General features: G+C 68.8%; 19 protein-coding genes. 12 read left to right on the top strand and 7 right to left on the bottom strand.

Going from position 1 to position 18,950, the window contains the following annotated elements; all coding sequences use genetic code 11:
* Positions 1 to 12 precede the first annotated feature (12 nt).
* Together ACFYO1_RS01020 and ACFYO1_RS01015 are read right to left on the bottom strand one after the other, a co-directional pair.
* A complete protein-coding gene (locus ACFYO1_RS01020; RefSeq protein ID WP_387225897.1) occupies positions 13 to 1,983 on the bottom strand; it encodes a S9 family peptidase in 1,971 nt (656 codons plus the stop codon).
* 28 nt (positions 1,984 to 2,011) lie between these two features.
* Positions 2,012 to 3,223 carry an FAD-dependent monooxygenase gene (locus tag ACFYO1_RS01015; RefSeq protein ID WP_387225895.1) on the bottom strand — a complete coding sequence of 404 codons (1,212 nt, stop codon included), beginning with the start codon at positions 3,221 to 3,223 and terminating at the stop codon, positions 2,012 to 2,014.
* Positions 3,224 to 3,651: 428 nt separating this feature from the next.
* Between ACFYO1_RS01015 and ACFYO1_RS01010 the strand changes: the two genes are divergently transcribed.
* The 9 genes from ACFYO1_RS01010 to ACFYO1_RS00970 all read left to right on the top strand — a co-directional run bounded on the left by ACFYO1_RS01010 (position 3,652) and on the right by ACFYO1_RS00970 (position 11,558).
* Positions 3,652 to 5,148 (top strand): amidase, encoded by a 1,497-nt coding sequence (locus ACFYO1_RS01010; protein ID WP_387225894.1) that lies wholly within the window; start codon positions 3,652 to 3,654, stop codon positions 5,146 to 5,148.
* Positions 5,145 to 6,104, top strand: a complete 960-nt coding sequence (locus ACFYO1_RS01005; RefSeq protein WP_387225892.1) for a sigma-70 family RNA polymerase sigma factor — start codon at positions 5,145 to 5,147, stop codon at positions 6,102 to 6,104. The genes ACFYO1_RS01010 and ACFYO1_RS01005 overlap by 4 nt, the downstream gene beginning before the upstream one ends.
* Positions 6,105 to 6,212: 108 nt before the next feature.
* Positions 6,213 to 6,623 (top strand): SgcJ/EcaC family oxidoreductase, encoded by a 411-nt coding sequence (locus ACFYO1_RS01000; RefSeq protein ID WP_387225890.1) that lies wholly within the window; start codon positions 6,213 to 6,215, stop codon positions 6,621 to 6,623.
* A gap of 232 nt (positions 6,624 to 6,855) precedes the next feature.
* Positions 6,856 to 7,332 (top strand): DUF1772 domain-containing protein, encoded by a 477-nt coding sequence (locus tag ACFYO1_RS00995; RefSeq protein ID WP_387225888.1) that lies wholly within the window; start codon positions 6,856 to 6,858, stop codon positions 7,330 to 7,332.
* 100 nt (positions 7,333 to 7,432) lie between these two features.
* A complete protein-coding gene (locus tag ACFYO1_RS00990; RefSeq protein WP_387225887.1) occupies positions 7,433 to 7,831 on the top strand; it encodes a PPOX class F420-dependent oxidoreductase in 399 nt (132 codons plus the stop codon).
* Between the two features lie 259 nt (positions 7,832 to 8,090).
* Positions 8,091 to 8,729 carry a hypothetical protein gene (locus tag ACFYO1_RS00985; protein WP_387225886.1) on the top strand — a complete coding sequence of 213 codons (639 nt, stop codon included), beginning with the start codon at positions 8,091 to 8,093 and terminating at the stop codon, positions 8,727 to 8,729.
* Between the two features lie 47 nt (positions 8,730 to 8,776).
* Positions 8,777 to 9,874 carry a serine hydrolase domain-containing protein gene (locus ACFYO1_RS00980; protein ID WP_387225884.1) on the top strand — a complete coding sequence of 366 codons (1,098 nt, stop codon included), beginning with the start codon at positions 8,777 to 8,779 and terminating at the stop codon, positions 9,872 to 9,874.
* Positions 9,871 to 10,809 carry an ATP-binding cassette domain-containing protein gene (locus ACFYO1_RS00975; RefSeq protein WP_387225882.1) on the top strand — a complete coding sequence of 313 codons (939 nt, stop codon included), beginning with the start codon at positions 9,871 to 9,873 and terminating at the stop codon, positions 10,807 to 10,809. The genes ACFYO1_RS00980 and ACFYO1_RS00975 overlap by 4 nt, the downstream gene beginning before the upstream one ends.
* The gene (locus tag ACFYO1_RS00970) at positions 10,806 to 11,558 is read left to right on the top strand and encodes an ABC transporter permease (RefSeq protein WP_387225881.1); all 753 of its coding nucleotides are present in this window, start codon (positions 10,806 to 10,808) and stop codon (positions 11,556 to 11,558) included. Before ACFYO1_RS00975 ends, ACFYO1_RS00970 begins: the two co-directional genes overlap by 4 nt.
* Here ACFYO1_RS00970 and ACFYO1_RS00965 read toward each other — a convergent pair.
* On the bottom strand, positions 11,542 to 14,670 hold the full coding sequence (locus tag ACFYO1_RS00965) for a BTAD domain-containing putative transcriptional regulator (protein WP_387225880.1): 3,129 nt from the start codon (positions 14,668 to 14,670) through the stop codon (positions 11,542 to 11,544). The two genes, ACFYO1_RS00970 and ACFYO1_RS00965, sit on opposite strands and share 17 nt — an antisense overlap.
* Positions 14,671 to 14,948: 278 nt before the next feature.
* On the opposite strand from ACFYO1_RS00965, the gene ACFYO1_RS00960 reads away from it, so the two are divergent.
* Both ACFYO1_RS00960 and ACFYO1_RS00955 read left to right on the top strand, forming a co-directional pair.
* On the top strand, positions 14,949 to 15,845 hold the full coding sequence (locus ACFYO1_RS00960) for an alpha/beta fold hydrolase (protein ID WP_387225878.1): 897 nt from the start codon (positions 14,949 to 14,951) through the stop codon (positions 15,843 to 15,845).
* A 35-nt stretch (positions 15,846 to 15,880) separates the two neighbouring features.
* Positions 15,881 to 16,615 (top strand): MerR family transcriptional regulator, encoded by a 735-nt coding sequence (locus tag ACFYO1_RS00955; RefSeq protein WP_387225876.1) that lies wholly within the window; start codon positions 15,881 to 15,883, stop codon positions 16,613 to 16,615.
* Positions 16,616 to 16,619: 4 nt separating this feature from the next.
* Here the strand turns inward: ACFYO1_RS00955 and ACFYO1_RS00950 are convergent, their stop codons facing one another.
* Positions 16,620 to 17,225, bottom strand: coding sequence for a TetR/AcrR family transcriptional regulator (locus tag ACFYO1_RS00950; RefSeq protein WP_387225874.1), 606 nt, complete (start codon positions 17,223 to 17,225; stop codon positions 16,620 to 16,622).
* Positions 17,226 to 17,339: 114 nt separating this feature from the next.
* On the opposite strand from ACFYO1_RS00950, the gene ACFYO1_RS00945 reads away from it, so the two are divergent.
* On the top strand, positions 17,340 to 17,777 hold the full coding sequence (locus ACFYO1_RS00945) for a hypothetical protein (RefSeq protein WP_387225873.1): 438 nt from the start codon (positions 17,340 to 17,342) through the stop codon (positions 17,775 to 17,777).
* Positions 17,778 to 17,781: 4 nt separating this feature from the next.
* Here the strand turns inward: ACFYO1_RS00945 and ACFYO1_RS00940 are convergent, their stop codons facing one another.
* The 3 genes from ACFYO1_RS00940 to ACFYO1_RS00930 form a co-directional block, all read right to left on the bottom strand.
* A complete protein-coding gene (locus ACFYO1_RS00940) occupies positions 17,782 to 18,294 on the bottom strand; it encodes a DinB family protein (protein ID WP_387225870.1) in 513 nt (170 codons plus the stop codon).
* A gap of 7 nt (positions 18,295 to 18,301) precedes the next feature.
* Positions 18,302 to 18,454 (bottom strand): hypothetical protein, encoded by a 153-nt coding sequence (locus tag ACFYO1_RS00935; RefSeq protein ID WP_387225869.1) that lies wholly within the window; start codon positions 18,452 to 18,454, stop codon positions 18,302 to 18,304.
* A gap of 99 nt (positions 18,455 to 18,553) precedes the next feature.
* Positions 18,554 to 18,871: a hypothetical protein gene (locus ACFYO1_RS00930; RefSeq protein ID WP_387225867.1), complete on the bottom strand. Its 318-nt coding sequence runs from the start codon at positions 18,869 to 18,871 to the stop codon at positions 18,554 to 18,556.
* Positions 18,872 to 18,950 lie beyond the last annotated feature (79 nt).

Raw genomic sequence — 18,950 nt, 5'->3', positions numbered from 1 at the left:
CCCCGCGCAAGCCTAGGCGAGGTTCTCCACGACGACCGGCTCGATGCCTTCGGCCGCCGGCAGCGTGAACCCGAAAACCTGTCCGTAGAAACTCAATTCGGCGTCCAATGCGCGGCGGATGTGCTCCGCGCGGCGGAACCCGTGCTGCTCCCCCTCGAATACCAAGAACGCCACCGGGATTCGCCGCGCGCGCAACGCCTCGACGATCATCTCCGACTGATTGAGCGGCACCACCGGGTCGTCGCTGCCCTGCAACACGATCAGCGGCTTGCGCAACCGATCGACGTGATGGATCGGCGACCGCTCGCGATAGATGTCGCGCCTGGCCGGATATTCGCCGATCAAACCGTCGAGGTAGCGGCTTTCGAACTTGTGCGTGTCGGCGGCGAGCGCCTCGAGGTCGGCGACGCCGAAATGGTCTGCGCCGGCGGCGAATGGGGTATCCGCGCGAGCGAGCGCGGCGAGTGTTGTATAGCCGCCGGCCGAACCGCCGCGGATGGCCAGCCGTTGCGCGTCGACCCGGTTCTGCTCGCCGAGCCAGGCGGCCGCGGCGATGCAGTCCGCTACGTCAACCACTCCCCAGGCGCCTTTGAGCAGTTCGCGGTAAGCGCGGCCGAATCCGGTCGAACCGCCGTAATTCACGTCGACGACCGCGAACCCCCGGCTGGTCCAGTACTGGGTCTGCAACGACAGCATGGGCAGCGCGGAACTGGTCGGGCCGCCGTGAATCATCACCAGCAGCGGCGGCAGTTCCCCGGCCGGCCCACGGTATTCACTGCTCGCGGGCGGGTAGAACAGCGCGTGCGCGGTCCGCGCCGCACCGGCGCCGTCCACCGAGGGAAACGAGATCGGCTCGGGAACCGAGAGCGCGGCTGGGTCGAGACCGAGGTCGCGCGGCGCGCGGAGGCTCTCGAATTTCGGCGTGCCGGAGGCGAATTCGATCCGGTACACGCCGAGTTCGGTCGCCGGGGTGGCCGCCACGACGACGACCGCGTCCGCGCCGACCCGCTCGATCGCGGTGATCGCCGAGAACGGCAGGTCCAGATCGGCTACCGAGCCGTCCGGCAAGCGCAGGCCGAGGCCGTCGTAACCGTCGCGCCAACGCGCGAACACGACGCTGCCGTCGTCCAGCACAGTGTAGCGCGAGGAACCCAATTGCCAAGCGGGCATACCGATCTCGGCGTCCAGCTCGATCAACGGGGTGACCGTTCCGTCGGGCGTCCAGCGGTAGAGATTCCACCATCCACTGCGGTCGGAGAGGAACAGCAGCGAACCGTCCGGCTGCCAGCGCGGTTCCATCACCGACTCCCCCGGCCCGCCCGCGACGACGGTGTCGGCTCCGGTGGCGAGGTCGCGCACCCGCAGGACGGTGTCGTCCCACGGCATCGACGGGTGATCCCAGGACACCAGGGCGAGCGAGCCGCCATCCGGACTCAGCCGGGGCGCGGCGACGAAATCCGTTCCGCTCACCAGGATTTCCGGCTGCGACGCCTGGTCCGCGGACAGCCGCACGATCTCGTTGCGGACATCGACCGCGCCGCGCCCGTCGGCCGGATGGCGCTCGCGGACCGCCACGACGACAGTGCCGTCCGGGGACAGCGCGCCATCGGCATATCGGTCGCCGCGGGCCGCCACAGGAGCGGGGGTCAGCGGCACCGGCGAACCACCGGACTCCAACCGGTACAACCGCTGGTCAGCCCAGTTGGTGAACCACAGCACCCCGTCGCGCACCCACCATGCCGCCCCGCCGTATTCGTGCACCGCGGTGCGCGCGTCCATGCCTTCGGGCAGCAGATCGGTGATCGTGCCGTCGGCGGCGCGCCGCACGATCTGGGTCCGGCCGCCCTCGCTGGGCCGCCCCTCCGACCAGTAGACGTCGGTGCCGTCCACCCGCACCTCCCACAGCCGCACCGCGGCCGTGACGACGAATTCGGAGGTGATCGAGGTCGGCCAGGATCCGAAGGGCAACTCTGTAACTGTCACCGGCCCAGGCTAACCGGCCGGCTCGCGACTACGAGGTGACCGGCGCTCCGATCGACGGCCCGGAATCCGGCACCCCGGCATAGTCGGGCAGCTCGACGCCGTTGATCGCCCGATCGATCAGCTCGAAGTCCCATTCGACCTCGGGCTCGGTGCCCGGCTCCGGCTTCGGCGCGGGGTTGGTGAGGGTGTGCGCGTGCAACCGGCCGATCTCCTGATTGGCCTCGACGAACGGGCGCATCCGCGCCTCGTAGGCGGCGAACCCGGCCTCGACGTCCCATCCGGCGGCGGCCAGCTCGCCCGCCAGCAGATAGGCGCCGACCAGGGCCAGTCCGGTGCCCTGCCCGGACATCGGCGACGAACTGAACGCCGCGTCGCCGAACAGCCCGACCCGTCCGTTCGACCAGCGGTCCATCACGACCTGGGCGACCTGGTCGAGATAGAAATCCGGGGTGTCGTCCAGGTGCGCGAGGATATCCGAGGTCAGCCAGCCGAAGTCGGACATGCGCTCGCGCAGCAGTCGCTTCTGCGCCTCGATGTCGCGGTAGTCGACCTCGAAATCGGCCGAGGGGAAGGAGAACATGGCCATCGCCCTGGTGGCGTCCTGGATGGGGCGCAGCATGGCCGAGCGCCCGGAATCCTGGTAGTCGAGCAACCAGCGGTCCAGCCCGAACTCGTTGGGCACGCTGTAGAAGGCCAGCACCAGTCCGAGATGGCGGACGTACTGCTCACGCGGTCCGAAGACCATCGCGCGCAGTGCGGAATGCAATCCGTCCGCCCCGATCACCAGGTCGAAGCGTCTGCGGCCGCCGCTTTCGAAGGTCACGTCGACGCCGTCCGCGTCCTGGGTGAGTTCGGTGATCCGGTCGCCGAAGAGGTACTCGACGCTGTCGCGGGTGTCGTCGTAGAGCACCTGGGCCAGGTCGCCGCGCAGGATCTCGATATCGGCGATGTACCCGTCGCCGCCGTCGTCCTCCACGCGGAAGGTCTCCAGCACCTTCCCGTCGGTGTCCACGTTGTGCGCGCCGGCCGTGTCCGTGCAGGCCGCGCGGATCGCCGCGTCCAGCCCCATCCGCCGGATGACCTCCTTGGTCACCCCGCGCGCGTCCACCGCCTGTCCGCCGGGGCGCAGCTCGGCGGCGCGCTCCACCACGGTCACCTCGGCGCCGCGCCGGTGCAGCCAGTGGGCCAGCGCGGGACCCGCGATGCTTGCCCCCGCCACCAGCACCTTGATCCCGCTCATCGCGCCACCCGCTCGCTCGCTGTGCCGTCGAGTGCGACGAAAGTTTCTGGAATCGAGTTCCGCATGTCAGTGCCTCCATGTGCTGTCGGTGTATCCAGCTGTATCGACGGCGGACCCACCCGAATTTCATCGGTGCGGGCCGAGATCGGGCGAACGCCCTGGACTCGACCCGATAACGCGCACCTATCCGGTGGGACCACTGGCCTGCCGAACAGTCTCGGCTATGCCGGACAGCGCCGCGGCGAGTTGACGACGCTGCGTGGCGGTCGACGGGTCGAAGACGAGGGCGGGGCCCGTCGATCGGCCGGGCAACCGCCCGCGAACATGACGCGACCGCAAACCCGGGTGCATGATGGCGGTGCTCGACACCACGAAATCGTCCGCGACCTCGCGGCCGACGGTGGCGATCCCGGCCGAGAGGAAAGTCCATGCGGTACAGCGAATACCGGGCCTACGACGCGGTCGGCCTGGCCGAGTTGGTGGCCAAAGGGGAAGTGCGCCCGGCCGAACTGCTCGAGGTCGCGTCGGCCCGTCTCGACCAGGTCGATCCGGAGATCAACGCGATCAGTCTGCGCATGGACGAGGCCGGGCGCACGGCGGCCGGACGCCCGCTCGAGGGTCCGTTCGCCGGAGTGCCGTTCCTGCTCAAGGATCTCGGCCAGGACTTCGCGGGCTATCCGACCGCGTCCGGCACCGGTCCATTGCGAAAACTGAAGGCCGACAACAACAGCACGGTGGTGCAGCGGTGGATCGACGCGGGCCTGGTGATCTTCGGCAAGACGACCACCCCTGAGTTCGGCGCCGTCGCGGTCACCGAAACCGGTACCTACGGCGCGACGCGCAATCCGTGGAATCTCGACCGCACCCCGGGCGGTTCGTCCGGCGGCTCGGCGGCCGCGGTGGCGGCGGGGATCCTGCCGATGGCCGGCGCCAGCGACGGCGGCGGCTCGATCCGCATCCCGGCGGCCTGCACCGGGCTGTTCGGGCTCAAGGCCGGACGCGGGCTGGTCCCGGCAGGTCCCGATTTCGCCGAGCACATCTTCGGCGCCGCCACCGCCGGTGTGCTGTCGCGCAGCGTCCGCGATTCGGCGGTGATGTTCGACCTGCTCAGCGAGCCCGATCCCGGCGGCCCCTATCTGCCGAGCCGCTCCGCCCAGCCCTACGCCACCGCGGTGGACGCGCCACCGCGCCGGCTGCGCATCGGATTCACCCACGAATCCCCGTTGGGCACACCGGTGCACGCCGAGGCGGTGCGCGCGGTCGAGGCGACCGCCGCGCTGCTGGAACAGCTGGGCCATCAGGTCGAGCAGGCCGCGCCGCGCATGGACAGCAGGCAGATGGCGCACGACTTCATGACGGTATGGACCGCCAATCTCGCCGCCCGCCTGGCCCAGGCCCGGAAGCTCAGCGGCGCAAGCGATTCCGACTTCGACCTGACGACCCGCGTGGTCGCCGCCGGCGGTCGCGCCCATTCCGCCCCGACGTTGATCGAGGCGCACGGCCGGTGGAACACCTACACCCGCGCGCTCAGCGCATTCCATGACAGCTACGACCTGCTGCTCACCCCCACCCTCGCCGAGCCGCCGCTGCGCATCGGCCAGACGAAACCGCCTGCGGCCGTGGAGAAGATCATGGGCGTGCTGCTGGAACTCCGTGCGGGCACGGCGATCACGCGTACCCCGATCTATCGCGACCTGGTGCTCACCAATCTCGCGCCGGTTCCGTTCACCCAGCTCGCCAACGTCACCGGCCGCCCCGCCATGAGCGTGCCCCTGCACCGCACCGCCGACGGTCTCCCGCTGGGCACCCAATTCGTCGGACCCCTCGGCTCGGAGTTCCTGCTCCTGCAACTCGCTGCCGAACTCGAGCAAGCCCAGCCCTGGGGCCACCTCGAACCCCCGCTCTTTCCCACGGCGCAGGAATGACCGAAGCAGGCTTCGAGCGCCGAATCGAACCGTTCCGGACGGAGCTGCTCGCGTACTGCTACCGAATGCTCGGCTCGGCGCACGACGCGGAGGACCTGGTCCAGGACACGTACCTGCGGGCATGGCGGGCGCGCGAGCAGTACGACGAAACACGCGGCTCCGTGCGCACCTGGCTCTACCGGATCGCGACCAACGTCTGTCTCACCGCGCTGCACGGCCGCGGCGGCCGTCCCCTGCCGTCGGGACTGGTGGCCGCGGCGGATCCGCTCGCGCCGTTCGCCCGGGCGGAGCACGCCACCTGGCTGCAGCCGGTGCCGGATTCGTTGCTGCACAACGCGGATCCGGCCGGCACCGTGATCGATCGCAGCAGCCTGCGCCTGGCCTTCGCCTCCGCCCTCCAGCACCTGTCGGCACGGCAGCGCGGCGCGCTGATCCTGCGTGAGGTGCTCGGCTTCTCCGCGGCGGAGACGGCGGAAATCCTAGGCGCCACAGTCACATCCGTGAACAGCGCGCTACAGCGGGCGCGTACCCGGCTGAAGGAGATCGGGGCCGAGCCGGAACGGATCACCGAACCGTCCATGGCCGAGCAGCGTGCCTGGGTCGAGCGCTACATGACGGCGTTCGCGCGCGCCGATGTCGAGGCGCTCAAACTACTGCTCACCGAGGACGTCGTCATGGAGATGCCGCCCATGCTCAATTGGTTCAGCGGGCGCGGCAACTATGGCCTGTTTATGGAATGGGTCTTCGAAGCGGCCGGAAAGGACTGGGTGCTGGAGCCGGTCACCGCCAACGGCGGCCAACCCGGATTCGCCGCCTATCAGCGCGTCGACGGCCACTACGCGCTGCACACGCTGCAGATCTTCACCGTCACCGACGAAGGCATCAGCCGGAATTCGGTGTTCCAGGATCCCGAGATCTTCGCGACGTTCGGCCTGCCGGTCCGGCACGGAGGTTAGGCCCGGGAATTCTTTTTCGTGGGCGCGATGAGTTCGGCTGCCGCCACCGGTATGTATTCCCGAGTTCGCCGGACACTCCCGGCGAGCCGATCAACAAGGGAGACTCCGATGTCGAACCACCGTGCCGCCGACGAAGCCGCGATCCAGGCCGTGCTGGCCGATTCCTATAAGGCGTGGGCGGCCGGCGACGCCGACGCCATGGTCGCCGACTACACCGCGGACGCGACCGCCATCATGCCCGGCTCACTGCGCGACAGCCGCGACGTGATCCGTCAGAGCATGGCACTGGCCTTCGCCGGGCCGCTCGCGTGCAGCACGACCGTCAACAAACAACTCGGCCTCCGCTTCGTCGGCACGGACGCCGCGATCGTCATCAGCGAATCCGCCATCCTGTTCCCCGGCGAGACCGAAGCGCCCGACGAACGAAAGGTCAACGCCACCTGGGTCTTCGAGAAACGCGACGGCCACTGGCAGATCGCCGCCTATCACAACAGCCCGGCCCTGGCGCCCGCCCAGTGAGCAGCGCGAGCTGACCGAACGGCCCCATCCGCCGACGCGGATGCGGGCCACGCGGTCATCGACGCGCTCGACGATCGACGGTGGCGGACGGAGGAGCATGCGCGCCTTACCGATTCGAGCGCGGAGAGTGCGGCAACAACCGGAAATCTAGCAACGCTAGACAACGTAGCGAGCGGATGTTATCGTTGCTCCAACATCTAGCGCTGCTAGATTTCAGGAAGGGAAGCCGAAAATGCTTATCGTCACCGGCCAGATCATTGCCGTCGTCGCCGTTCTCGCCAATGCCGTCATCTATGGCACCGATGTTTGCGCGGCGGTGATTATGCGGGCGGTGTACCGCAAGCTCGACGACGCGACCGTGACCGTGAGCGCGGGATGGGGTCACTACTACGGCGACCGGCGCATGCCGGTCTTCGGCGCGGGGGGTGTGGTCACCGCGGTGCTCACGCTGCTGATCGCGCTGTTCGCCGGGCAGATCGGCGCCGCGGTGGCGGCGGGGGTCGCGGTGGCGGCACTGCTCATCTGGCTCGCCCTCTACGTCCGCGTCGCCAAGCCGATCAACACCCAGCAGACCGCCGCCGCGCAGAGCGGCGTCATTCCCGCCAATGCCCGCGCGCTGCAAGACAAGTGGGACAGCATCCTGAAGTACCGGGTCAGCTTGCAGTTCATCGCCGTCACCGGACTGTCCGCCGCGCTGATCCTGTTTTGATCTCAAAACTTCTGCTAGGCAACGGCTTTCACGCATCACCGACGACTTCCGGCCGATCGCCGGGCACCGTCGGCACCGAATTCATCGAGGAGAGAACGACATGACCTTCACCGCCAACGAACAGCAGTTCCTCGCCGAGGCCGGAATCGGCCGGCTGGCCACGGTGTCGCCCGACGGCGTGGTGCAGAACAATCCGACCAGCTACCGGGTGAACACCGACGGCACGATCGATATCGGCGGCATGCGAATGCGCGCCAGCCGGAAGTTCCGCAACGTCGAGGCGGGCAGCCGGGTGTCGTTCGTCATCGATCAGCAGGTCTCCTTGGAGCCCTATGTGATTCGCGGCATCGAGGTACGCGGCACGGCCGAGGCGCTCGTCGACGAAGAGCCGCCGTTCCCGCACCAGGAACGCGTGATCATCCGCATCCACCCCGACCGGATCGTCTCCTGGGGCCTCGACGGCGGCTCCTTCGACTTCACCAGCCGCACCGCCGAGTAGTCCGGCCGCGGCGACAATCCGCCGGTGGCGCACTCCGCGCCACCGGCGGATACGTCGTTGCGCGGCCTCGATACGACCGGTGCGAACCCACGACCGGGACCGTATCGGTTCGCCGCGGAGCCTGTGACCTGGTCGAACACCGTGTCAGCGGTCGTGTCAGGTCGGCGTCAGGCCGGTATCAGCCGGGTTGGCGAAGGTAGTTCCAGTGACCGGCTGGACCAACCCACCGACACACCGACCGACGCACAGGAGTTCAGTCATGACCACCTTCCAGACCCCGGAACCGATCGCCGTCACCATCGACGTGCTCAGCGGCGACGTCACCGTGATCGCCACCGAGCGAACCGACACCGTCGTCACGATCCAGCCGGCCGACCCGGCCAAGAAGGGTGACGTACGCGCCGCCGAACACACGCAGGTCACCTTCGCCGCAGGCGCCCTCACCGTGCAGACGCCGAAGGACTGGCGGACCTACACCCCGTTCGGCGGCAACCCGTCGGTCGCGGTGACCGTCGAGGTACCCCTCGGCTCCCAGCTGAAGGCCAACGCCGGGGTCGGCCGACTGGCCGGCATCGGCGAACTCGGCCGGTCCGACCTGGAAATCGCGGCCGGCGACATCGTGGTCGAGCGCCCAAGCGACTCGGTTACCGCGAAGGTCGCCAAGGGCGACATCCGAATTCGCGAGGCGGCCCGCGGCGTGCTCCGGCTGGAGACCTCCATGGGTGAGCTGGAGGTCGGTATCCGCGAGGGCAGCGGCGTGCGGCTGGAAACCAACGCCGCGCACGGGGCGGTGCAGAACGTACTCGGACCGGTCGCCACAACGGCGGGGAACGCCGAAACCGTGCAGGTATTCGCCCGAAACTCCTACGGCAACATCATCATTCGGCACGCGGCCTGACCGCTGCAGCCCTCCCCGAAGACAACCCGAGAAAGAGAAACGAAGCCATGAACACCCAGCACACCACCCAGGATCGTCCGGAACTCCAGCAGCTCATCGACCAGGTCGTCGAGTCCGGTTTCACCGGACTGACCCTGCGGGTCAACGACGAGCAGGGCGAGTGGGCCGGCAGCGCCGGGGTGAGCGAGCTCGGCGCGACCGCCAAGCCGCCGATCGACGGACACGTCCGAATCGGCAGCAACACAAAGACATTCACCGCGACCGCGGTGTTGAAGTTGGTGGCCGAGGGCAAGATCGCACTGGACACCGCCGTGGTCGACTACCTGCCCGAGTTCGAGTTCGATCCGCGGATCACCGTGCGCATGCTGTTGCAGCACACCAGCGGCATCTTCAATTTCACCGGCGAGTACTACCCGGACGGAAGTTTCGCGCCGGGCATCCCCGCCACCACCGCGGGCAAGGAGTGGGTGGACAACCGATTCAAGACCTACCTTCCGGAAGAGCTTGTGCGCCTTGCCTTGTCGAAGCCGAGCCGATTCGAACCCGGTACCGACTGGAGCTACGCCAACACCAACTACGTGGTGCTGCGGCTGCTGATCGAGAAGGTCTCGGGCCGTTCCTACGCCGAGGAGATGCAGCGGCTGATCCTCGGACCGCTCGGCCTGACCGGCACCATCACACCGACCACCCAGATCGAGATCCCCGAACCGCACGCCCATGCCTACTACCGCTATGACGACAACGGCGTGGAAAAGACGATCGACGTCAGCGAGCACAACCCGTCCTGGATCTCCAGCGGCGGCGACATGATCTCGACGACCGAGGACCTGCACACCTTCATCTCCGCGCTGACCGGCGGGCAGCTCCTGCCGGACGCACTGCGGACCGAAATGTTCACGCCGGAAACCAAAGTCGGCTACGGCCTCGGTGTCTTCGTGCAGCCCGTGGGGACGAACGGTGACGTCCTCATCACCCACAACGGCGGCGCCGCCGGCTACGGGGCGCTGATGTTCAGCACGCCGGACGGCAAGAAGACCATGACCGCCGCGTTCAACTATGTGGACGACGCCGCCCTGTCCCTGTCGGCGGCCTTCCAGGCGGCGTTGAAGCTGATCGTCGACACGGTGTTCGGCGGTGCGCGGTGAACACCTCGGCCATCGCGGCCACCGGGCTGCGAAAGGGATTCGGGGGCAAGACCGTCCTCGACGGCATCGACCTGGATATCGCTGTCGGAACGATCTTTTCGCTGCTCGGTCCGAACGGGGCGGGCAAGACGACGACGGTGAATGTGCTCACCACGCTGTTGACCGCGGACGGCGGCACGGCGCGGGTCGCGGGTCACGATATCGCCACCGAGACAAAGGCGGTGCGCGCATCGATCGGAGTCACCGGCCAGTTCGCCGCGGTGGATGATCTGCTGACCGGGGAGGAAAACCTCCAGCTGATGGCGGATATCCACCGGCTGCGCGGCGCCGAGCGCACGCGAGTGATCGCCGAACTGCTGGAACGGTTCGACCTGGTGGAGTCGGCGCGCAAGCGAGCCGCGACCTACTCCGGCGGCATGCGCCGGAAGCTGGATCTGGCGATGACCCTGGTGACCAAGCCGGACATCGTGTTCCTGGACGAGCCGACCACGGGTCTCGATCCGCGCAGCCGGCGCACCATGTGGGACATCGTGCGGGGCTTGACCGCCGAGGGCGTGACGATCTTCCTCACCACCCAGTACCTGGAGGAAGCCGACCAGCTGGCCGACCGCATCGCGGTGCTCGACCAGGGCCGCATCGTCGCCGAGGGCACCGCCGACGAGCTCAAGCGCAGGGTGCCGGGCAGTCACGTCCGGCTCCACTTCACCGATGTCGCGGAACTCGATGCGGCGCAACGGATCCTGCCCGACGCGACCCGCGACGACGAGGCGCTGGCCTTGCGGGTGCCGGGCGACGGCGGCTCGAAATCGCTGCACCACCTGCTCGATCGGCTCGCCGCCCATTCGGTCGAGGCCGAGCAGGTTTCCGTGCACACCCCCGACCTCGACGACGTCTTCCTTTCCCTGACCGGTCACGCAACGGAGGCAGTCCGATGAGCACCGCACTGGCCGACTCGTCGATCATGTTGCGCCGCAACTTCAAACACATCGCCCGCACCCCGGTCACGGTGTTCAATGCGGCACTGATGCCGGTGGTGATGATGCTGATCTTCGTCTACGTGTTCGGCAGCGCCTTCGACGTCGGCGGAAACTACATCGACTACGCGACGCCCGGAATGATCCTGCTGGCCATCAGTTACGGGTTGTCGGGCACCGCGGTGGCGGTGAGTTCCGATATGTCGAAGGGCATCATCAACCGGTTCAAGGTCATGGATGTCACCCGCGGCGCCGTCCTGACCGGGCACGTCGCGGCGACCATCCTGACCAACGCGGTGGCCGTCGCCGCCGTGCTCGGCGTGGCGCTGGCGCTCGGGTTCCGTTCGCCCGCAACCGCACTCGACTGGCTCGGCGCGATCGGCATCATGGCCGCGACCTCGTTCGCGGCGTCATGGCTCACCGTCGCGCTGGGGATCGCCGCGAAAACCCCGGAGGCCGCGGGGCTTACCGTGGTGCCGCTGATCATGCTGCCCTTCCTGAGCAGCGCGATCGTGCCGGCCGACAAGATGGGACAGGGTGTCCGGCAGTTCGCGCAGTACCAGCCGTTCACGCCGATCATCGAGTCGCTGCGCGGGTTCCTCGCCGGCCACCCGTCCGGCGGCTACACCGCCGCCGCGCTCGGCTGGTGCGCCGCCTTCGCCCTGGCCGGGTACCTGTGGTCGCGGCACACGTTCACGAAGCGAGCGTAGCGGCGACCAGCTCGCGCCAGTCCGCCTGCGCCCCTTCGTTCATCGCCTCGGTGAAGCTCGCTTCGCCGAGGCGATCTCGTGCGCTCTGCTCGATCCTGGCCACGTCCGGATGGGACCGATCCGGCAGTCCGCGCACGCCGGCGCTCGCCGCGAGCAGGCGCACGGCCTGCTCGGTACGGTCCAGCCGCAGGGCCAAGTCCGCGATGCCGACCAGGACCTGGGCGACGAGGGGCGCGTGGCCCGCCACGGATGCGGACTCGTAGGCCGCGGCATGCTCGGCGCGAGCCTCGCCGAGATCGCCGGCGAGATAGCCGAGCAGCCCATGGATCACCGCGCTGACCGTCGGCTGTTCCGCGTCCTTGCCCAGCAGCGTTGTCGCGGCCTCGAGGTGGCGGCGCGCCTGCCCGAGGTCGCCGCTCCAGCGAGCCAGCTCTGCCTTCGTCAGGGCCAGCTCGGCCAGCGCGTTCGGCCACGCGGCCCGGTCCGCGTACTGCTGCGCCTCGGCCATCGCGGCCGTGCTCGCGGCCGGATCTCCCGCGAGCCAATACAATTGAGCCTGCCGCGACCGCATCTCGACGATGTTCTCGATCGCGCCGACCTCGGTGACCACCGCGATCGCCTGCGCGTAAAGCTCGACGGCACTGGCGAATTCGCCGCGGATGGCGAGGCGATCGGCCAGCTCGGTCAGCGCGAACGACATCCCCCAGCGTTCGCCGATGGCCCGGAACTCGGCCAGCGCCGCCTCGAGATACGCGTCCGCCTCCGGGCCGTCCTGCCCGAGCACGATCCGCATCTTGCCCATTTGCAGCCGGGCCAGCGCGCGCACCCACGGATCGTCGGCGGTGAGCAGCGGTTCGAACGCGGTCAGCAGCGCCTCCGGACCCTGCAACATGCGTTCGAGCGCGTCGATGAACGCCAGCAGCGGGTGCGGGGTCTGGCTGAGCTGGTTGGACCGGTGGGCCCGGCGGATCCACTCCGCGACGTCGTACTCGTCGTTGCGGCCGGTGCTGGCGAAATGCGCGACCAGCCCATAGACCATGGCCTGGGTCGAATCGTCCACCTCGCCAGACGACTCGGCAGCCGCGGTGAGCAGCTCCATGCCCTCGGCCTTGTGCCCGCCGAGCCACCAGTACCAGCCCGCCTGCACCGCGAGCCGGATCGCGCCGGCCGCGTCGCCTGCCGCGAACGCGCCACGCATGGCGACCGCGATGTTGTCGTGCTCGGCCTCGAGCACGGCCAGCCACTCCAGCTGCTCGGCCCGGCGCAGGTGCGGCTCGGCGGTCGCGGCCAGCCCGGTGAAGTAGGCGAGGTGCGCCCGCCGCGCGGAATCCTGCTCCCCCGCCTCCGCCAGCCGGTCCGTGGCGTACTGCTTGATCGTGTCGAGCATCCGATAGCGCGGCTCGCTGTCCCCAGTGCTACGCAGCAGGGATTTCTCGGTCAGCGCGGTCAGCAGCTCGAGCACCTCCCACTGCTCCACCTCGGCGCCGACGCAAACCCGTTCGGCCGCTTCGAGACTCGCGCCGCCGGCGAATACCGCGAGCCGGCGCAGCACCGCCCGTTCGGCGTCGGTGAGCAGCTCCCAGCTCCAGTCGACCACCGCGCGCAGCGTCCGGTGCTGCGGCAGCGCGGTCCGGCTGCCGCCGGTCAGCAGGCGGAACCGATCGTCGAGGCGGTCGGCGAGCTGATCGAGGGACATGGTGCGCAGCCGGGCCGCGGCCAGTTCGATCGCCAGCGGGATGCCGTCGAGGGCCCGGCAGACCCGAGCCATGGTCGCGAGTGCGTGCGCGTCCGTCGCGAGGTCTTTGCGCACCGCGCCCGCCCGATCGCGCAGCAATTGCACGGCCGGGGAGGATGCGATCTCGTCCGGGTTCGCGTCGGGGGCGGGCAGCGCCAGCGGTTCGACCTGCCACAGCGCTTCGCCGGTGATGCCGAGCGGTTCCCGGCTCGTGGCCAGGATCCGCAGCCGCTGGCATTCGCCGAGCAGCCGGTGCGCGAAGGCCGCGGCGGCGTCGATCACGTGCTCGCAGTTGTCCAGGATCACCAGGGTTTCGCGATCGCGGATGGCCGCGACCAGCCGGTCCATCGGTTCCGCGCTCGTCGCGTTGCCGAGCAGGGCATCGCGCAAGCCGAGCGCGGCGAGCGTGGACTGGGCCAGGTCGGCCCCCGGGCCGAGGGCGGCCAGTTCCACCAGCCAGGCGCCGTCGGGCAGGTCGTCGAGCATGGTTCGCGCGGTTTCCACGGCCAGCCGGCTCTTCCCGGAGCCGCCGGGTCCGGTGAGCGTGGTGAGGCGGTGGTCGGCGATGAGTTCGCGGACGGCGGCGACGTCGGTGAATTTGCCGATGAATTCGGTCAGTTCGGCGCGCAGGTTCGTCTTGCGGTCGGCTTCCTTCGCGCCCACTTCGCCGCGCAACAGCGCGACATGCAATGCGGACAGCTCGGGCGAGGGGTCGACACCCAGCGTGTCGGCGAGTTCCTCCCTGGCGCGCTGGTACACGGTCAACGCCTCGGCGCCCCGGCCTGTCGCGCCGAGCGCACGCATCAGCGCGGCGACGAGCCGTTCCCGGGCCGGGTGCCGGGCCACCAGCTCGGTCAGCTCGGTGACCAGGTCGGCGTCGCGGCCGAGCCGGATCTCCGCCTCGTAGAGGTCTTCCAATGCGGCGAGGTGCAGTCCCTCGAACCGCGCGACCACCGTCTCGACGGCGGTGTTGTCGAGGTCCTGCATCGGTGCGCCGCGCCACAGTTCGACGGCCTCGCGCAGCAGTTCGGCGCGCTGCGCGTCGCCGCCGCCGCGGGCCTGGTCGAGCAGCCGCTCGAAGCGCACGGCGTCGACGGCCTCGGGCGACACCGTCAGGCGATATCCGCCGGGCTGCACATCCAGCGATCCCTCGGGCAGCGCACGGCGCAACCGGGAGACCAGGGCCTGCAACGAATTCGCCACGTCCGAGGGCGGCTGCTCCCCCCAAATCCAATCGACCAGGGTTGTTTTCGGGACCGCGCGGCCGGGTTCGAGCGCGAGGGCGATCAACAGCGCCCGCAACCGCGCACCTGGCACCTCTATCGATCCGCCGTCCGCTAGCCGGATCTCGAGCGGTCCAAGTATTCCGATCTGCACCGGCCCATTCTGCCGTGCCTGGTCGGCGGTGCCGGGTCCACCCTGGATAACCACTCTGGACCCGCCACACACCGTGTCAGGTCGCTGTCAGCTGCATGAACTTTCCCGACGGTCACGGGGGTTGGCTGGTCACCGGGTACGCCGAGGTCCGGCAGCTGATGGCCGGCGCCCGGTTCGGTTCGCGGCATCGTGCACGTGCCGTACGCGGTGATGATCGCGAGCCGGGTCCCCGGCTTGGGTTTGACCTTGACCCTGCGTCAGGGTTGGAGCATCGTCGGATGACGAACAACAGCACTTCCTCGACTCGGCTCGCGCCGCCGATCGGTGGGTTTCACGAAATCGACGGCCGACGCCTCTTCGTGCACAGGTCGGGCAGCGGCGGACCGGCGGTCGTGTTTCTGCCCGGCGCGAGCGCGGTGGGGCTGGACTATTTCGGTGTCCAGCAACAGGTTTCGCGGTTCACCACCGCCGTTCTGTATGACCGCGGCGGCACCGGATACAGCGATCCGCTCCCCCTGCCGCGCTCCACCACCGCGGTAGCCACCGAACTACACGCGCTGTTGCAGGCCCAAAAAATAACTGGCCCTTGGGTTCTCGCCGCACACTCGCTCGGCGCGCTCTACGCCTTCCGGCTCGCGCAGCTGTACCCGCAGGACGTGGCCGGCGTGGTCTGGCTGGACGGTCTTCATCGCGACTGGGACGACTTCATGCCGCCCGCCGCGAGTCTGGCCACGTTCGAGCGGATGGGACCCGATCTGGAACAGCTCGAACGGATGCGACCGGCGCTGCGCGAGATGCACGCCGAGCTGTACGCGGACTATCCCGAGCACGTGCGGCAACCGCTGATCGATGCGCGGGTGAGCACCGAATGGCTGCGCGCCGGCCTCGCCGAACGCCGCACGCTGGCCGACCTTGCCGCCGAATTACGTTCCGGGCCTGGGCTTCCCGATGTTCCGGCGATCGCGCTCTCGGTGGTGGGCATCGATCCGGACCAGCCGGCGGCGCACCAGCTGAACGACGCCAAGACGCGGATGGACGCCGCGCTGGTGCGCACGGTCACGCGCGGCGAACAACGCCTCATCCCCGACACCCTGCACCACCGGCTCTGCTTCGACCGGCCCGATGCCGTGGTCCAGGCGATCCGCGACGTCGTGGACTGGGCGGCCCGGCCCTAGACTCGGCGATGTTCGATGCGGACCCGAGGAGGACGGTGCTCACGATCAGCCAACTCGCGGCGACCGCCGGGGTGACCGTGCGCACCGTTCGGCACTACCACCACGTCGGGCTCTTGCCCGAGCCCGAGCGTGACGCCTCTGGTTATCGCCGCTACAGCGCGCAAATGGCGGTGGATCTCATCCGGATCAGGACCCTCGCCGATGCCGGTGTGCCGCTGGCCCGGATCGACGCGCTGCTGCACGCCCGGCCGGACGAGTTCGCGGCGGCGATCGTCGATATCGATGCCGAATTGCAGAACAAGATCGACCAGTTGACCGAGTACCGGCGCCGGATCGGCGAGTTGGACAGCGGCGAGCGGCTGGTGCTGCCCGCCGACGTGGTCGCCGTTCTGGACCGGATGCGCGGGCTCGGAATCAGCGAACAGCGGGTACTGCTCGAACGGGATTCCTGGATCCTGATGCAGGCCTTGGATCCGCGGGCGATGCCGCAGCGGATTCGGGAGAAGAACGCGGCCCTGGACGATCCCGAGACGACGCGTCTGTTTATCGCCTGCGACCAAGCGGTCGACTGGGACCCGAACGATCCGCGCTTGGATCAGCTCATCGATGACCTGGACGCCTGGGAGATCGCCCACGAACGCGGGGGCGGGCAGGCCGGGCTGCTGAAGTTGGTCGTGTCCCGGATCTCCGACGCGTCACCGGCGTGGCAGCGGATCGTCGATGCGCTGACCCATCGCGCGAAGCAGCGGCGCAACGCCGGCCAGGGATAGCGCTCTACCGCCGGCAGCCGTCGAGCAGCAGGCGGATGGTGACGCGCGCGTCGTAGTTCGGATCGGCCATCTCCGCGCCCGCGCAGATGTCGCCGATTCCGCGCATCAACTGATAGGCGGCGATGTCGGCGGTGACCTCGCCCGCGTTCCTGGCGGCGGTGAGCAGATCGTCGAACACCGGGACCAGGCGATCGAGGAACAACGCGTGCAGGCCGGCGAAGCCGTCGGGATCGCTGCGGATCGCCGCGGCCAGCCCGTGTTTGGTGGCCAGGAAGTCCACGAACAGGTCGACCCATTGACGCAGGGCGGCGAACGGCGACGGTGCTGTCGCGAGCAAGGTGGGGCCCGCCTCGGCGCACGCGTCGATCTGATGCCGGTAGACCGCCGCGATGAGGTCCACGCGCGTGGGAAAGTGCCGGTAGATCGTGCCCATGCCGACACCCGCCGCGGCCGCGACCCGGCGCACCGGGGCGTTCACGCCGTCGGTGACGAACACCGAGGCAGCGGCGTCGAGCAGCGCCTTCTCGTTCCGCCGCGCGTCCGCGCGCTTGCCCGGACTCACCGGCTCGGCATCCGCACTCACGCGACGCTCCTCTCTTGTGGCCTGCATATTCGGAGCGCCGCTCCATTTCACCAGCATATCCGCTCGCCCGCCCGGGCAGAATCCGAACGGCTGCTATCTTGCGACGATGCGGGGATATCCACCAGCGGTAGCAGAGCCGGCGTGACCGCCGCGCGAAATGCCGCGGTCGCCGCGCTGATCGAGTTGGCTCGCGGCACCGATGTCCGAGATCGGGCCGCCGCCGGCCACGGACTCGCCATATTCGCCGAAATGCCCTCTGCGCGAGCGGAATTGGCTTCTCTCGCACTCGATACGGAGGACACGTTCGTCACTGCCGTGACCGCCGAGGCTCTGCTCCGCCGAAAGGATGCGGCGGGGCTTTCGATCGTCGCTCTCGCGCTCGCGGAAGCGGATGCGAGTCAGTCCGAATGGATCGGCTCGGCCGTGCGGGACGTGTACGGGGTGTTCGCCGATGAACGCGACGCCGCGATCCGCGTCTGCACGACGCTGACTCGCGACCCGGACCCGCGAATCCGTTCCGGCGCAGCCGATCTCATCACCGAGCTGAACCGGATCGAGCCGATTCTGCACCCGGCGTAGATCACTATTCGCCGGTCTGACCGTCGATGATCTCCCGGAGCAGGTCCGCGTGTCCGTTGTGACGGGCATATTCCTCGACCATGTGGGTGAGGATCCAGCGGAGGGTGTAGGACTCGCCGGTCGGGTGCCGGACGCCGACCTTGTCCAGCTCGCGGCAGCCGGCCACGATCTCCCGGGAGCGGTCACATTCGTTGCGCCACAACCGGATCGACTCGTCGACGTCGGCGTGCTCGACGACGAAGTCGGTGTCGTCGACGGAATTCGCACCCCAGTACAGCGGGGGCGCCTCGTCGCCCTGGAAGACGCGAGCGAACCAGGTGCGTTCGACATCGGTCAGATGGCGGATCAGCCCGAGCAGCGACAGCGCCGACGGTGGCACGGCCTGCCGCCGAAGCTGCTCGGCATTGAGCCCGGAGCACTTCCAGTCCAACGTATCTCGCTGGAACTCGAGAAAGCCGACGAGTGTCTCGTACTCCCCTGCCACCTGCGGTGGTTCACTGCGCTGACCGGACTCCATCGGATCATCATGCCCGGTCGCGCACGCCGCGGCACGCCGACGCCGTCCGCCCGGACACGCCGGGTCGGCCGAGACCGGGCGTCGTCCACAGCCGGCGCATCGACGGCGACGAACCCGCGGTCTTTGCCGGAATCATGGTCGGCGCCGACCACGGCGGCATCCCGAAACGCTAGCCGCACTCGCTGCCGTGCAGGGTGGGGCCTCGATCGAGGCGGGTGGAAACCGGGTTCCACCCGCCGGGGCGAACATCCGGTGCGGATCAGATAGGTCGCCCGAAGCGCACCGATTGGAAGTTCGAGTTCTCTTCGCGCGTTCCGGGCGGGAAGAGCTCGCCGAACGGTTCGGTGCAGGTGGAGTTACGGAACGTTTCCGCGGCGCGGTCCGTGGCGTTCTCGGTGTAGGCCACGCCCAGGATGCGGAAACACTTACCATTTTCCGGGTCGTGCAGCGTGTGCCGCTGACCATCGGGGCCGGTGTAGATGAAGTCGCCGGTCGCGGCCTGCGCGGTACCCGTCGTGCCGAGGACCGAGACGAGAACCAGTCCGGCCGTCGCCAATGCGGCGCCGAGGTGTTTCATGACAATACCTTTCGTCGATCGCTGCCCGCATATCAATCATGTTGTCCATCAACGGGATTGATCAAGGCCCCAATTGTCT

Source organism: Nocardia sp. NPDC006044 (assembly GCF_042871115.1).
Classification (GTDB): domain Bacteria; phylum Actinomycetota; class Actinomycetes; order Mycobacteriales; family Mycobacteriaceae; genus Nocardia.
The sequence above is the reverse complement of the archived record's forward strand: the minus strand, read 5'-3'. Positions and strand labels throughout refer to the sequence as shown.

Excerpts from the sequence above, each read along its gene's own strand:
- ACFYO1_RS01005 (WP_387225892.1), top strand. The coding sequence starts at position 5,145 with ATGACCGAAGCAGGCTTCGAGCGCCGAATCGAACCGTTCCGGACGGAG.
- ACFYO1_RS00985 (WP_387225886.1), top strand. The coding sequence starts at position 8,091 with ATGACCACCTTCCAGACCCCGGAACCGATCGCCGTCACCATCGACGTG.
- ACFYO1_RS00960 (WP_387225878.1), top strand. The coding sequence starts at position 14,949 with ATGACGAACAACAGCACTTCCTCGACTCGGCTCGCGCCGCCGATCGGT.
- ACFYO1_RS00990 (WP_387225887.1), top strand. The coding sequence starts at position 7,433 with ATGACCTTCACCGCCAACGAACAGCAGTTCCTCGCCGAGGCCGGAATC.
- ACFYO1_RS00950 (WP_387225874.1), bottom strand. The coding sequence starts at position 17,225 with ATGCAGGCCACAAGAGAGGAGCGTCGCGTGAGTGCGGATGCCGAGCCG.
- ACFYO1_RS00970 (WP_387225881.1), top strand. The coding sequence starts at position 10,806 with ATGAGCACCGCACTGGCCGACTCGTCGATCATGTTGCGCCGCAACTTC.
- ACFYO1_RS01010 (WP_387225894.1), top strand. The coding sequence starts at position 3,652 with ATGCGGTACAGCGAATACCGGGCCTACGACGCGGTCGGCCTGGCCGAG.
- ACFYO1_RS01000 (WP_387225890.1), top strand. The coding sequence starts at position 6,213 with ATGTCGAACCACCGTGCCGCCGACGAAGCCGCGATCCAGGCCGTGCTG.
- ACFYO1_RS00995 (WP_387225888.1), top strand. The coding sequence starts at position 6,856 with ATGCTTATCGTCACCGGCCAGATCATTGCCGTCGTCGCCGTTCTCGCC.
- ACFYO1_RS01015 (WP_387225895.1), bottom strand. The coding sequence starts at position 3,223 with ATGAGCGGGATCAAGGTGCTGGTGGCGGGGGCAAGCATCGCGGGTCCC.
- ACFYO1_RS00940 (WP_387225870.1), bottom strand. The coding sequence starts at position 18,294 with ATGGAGTCCGGTCAGCGCAGTGAACCACCGCAGGTGGCAGGGGAGTAC.
- ACFYO1_RS00930 (WP_387225867.1), bottom strand. The coding sequence starts at position 18,871 with ATGAAACACCTCGGCGCCGCATTGGCGACGGCCGGACTGGTTCTCGTC.
- ACFYO1_RS00935 (WP_387225869.1), bottom strand. The coding sequence starts at position 18,454 with ATGCCGCCGTGGTCGGCGCCGACCATGATTCCGGCAAAGACCGCGGGT.
- ACFYO1_RS00980 (WP_387225884.1), top strand. The coding sequence starts at position 8,777 with ATGAACACCCAGCACACCACCCAGGATCGTCCGGAACTCCAGCAGCTC.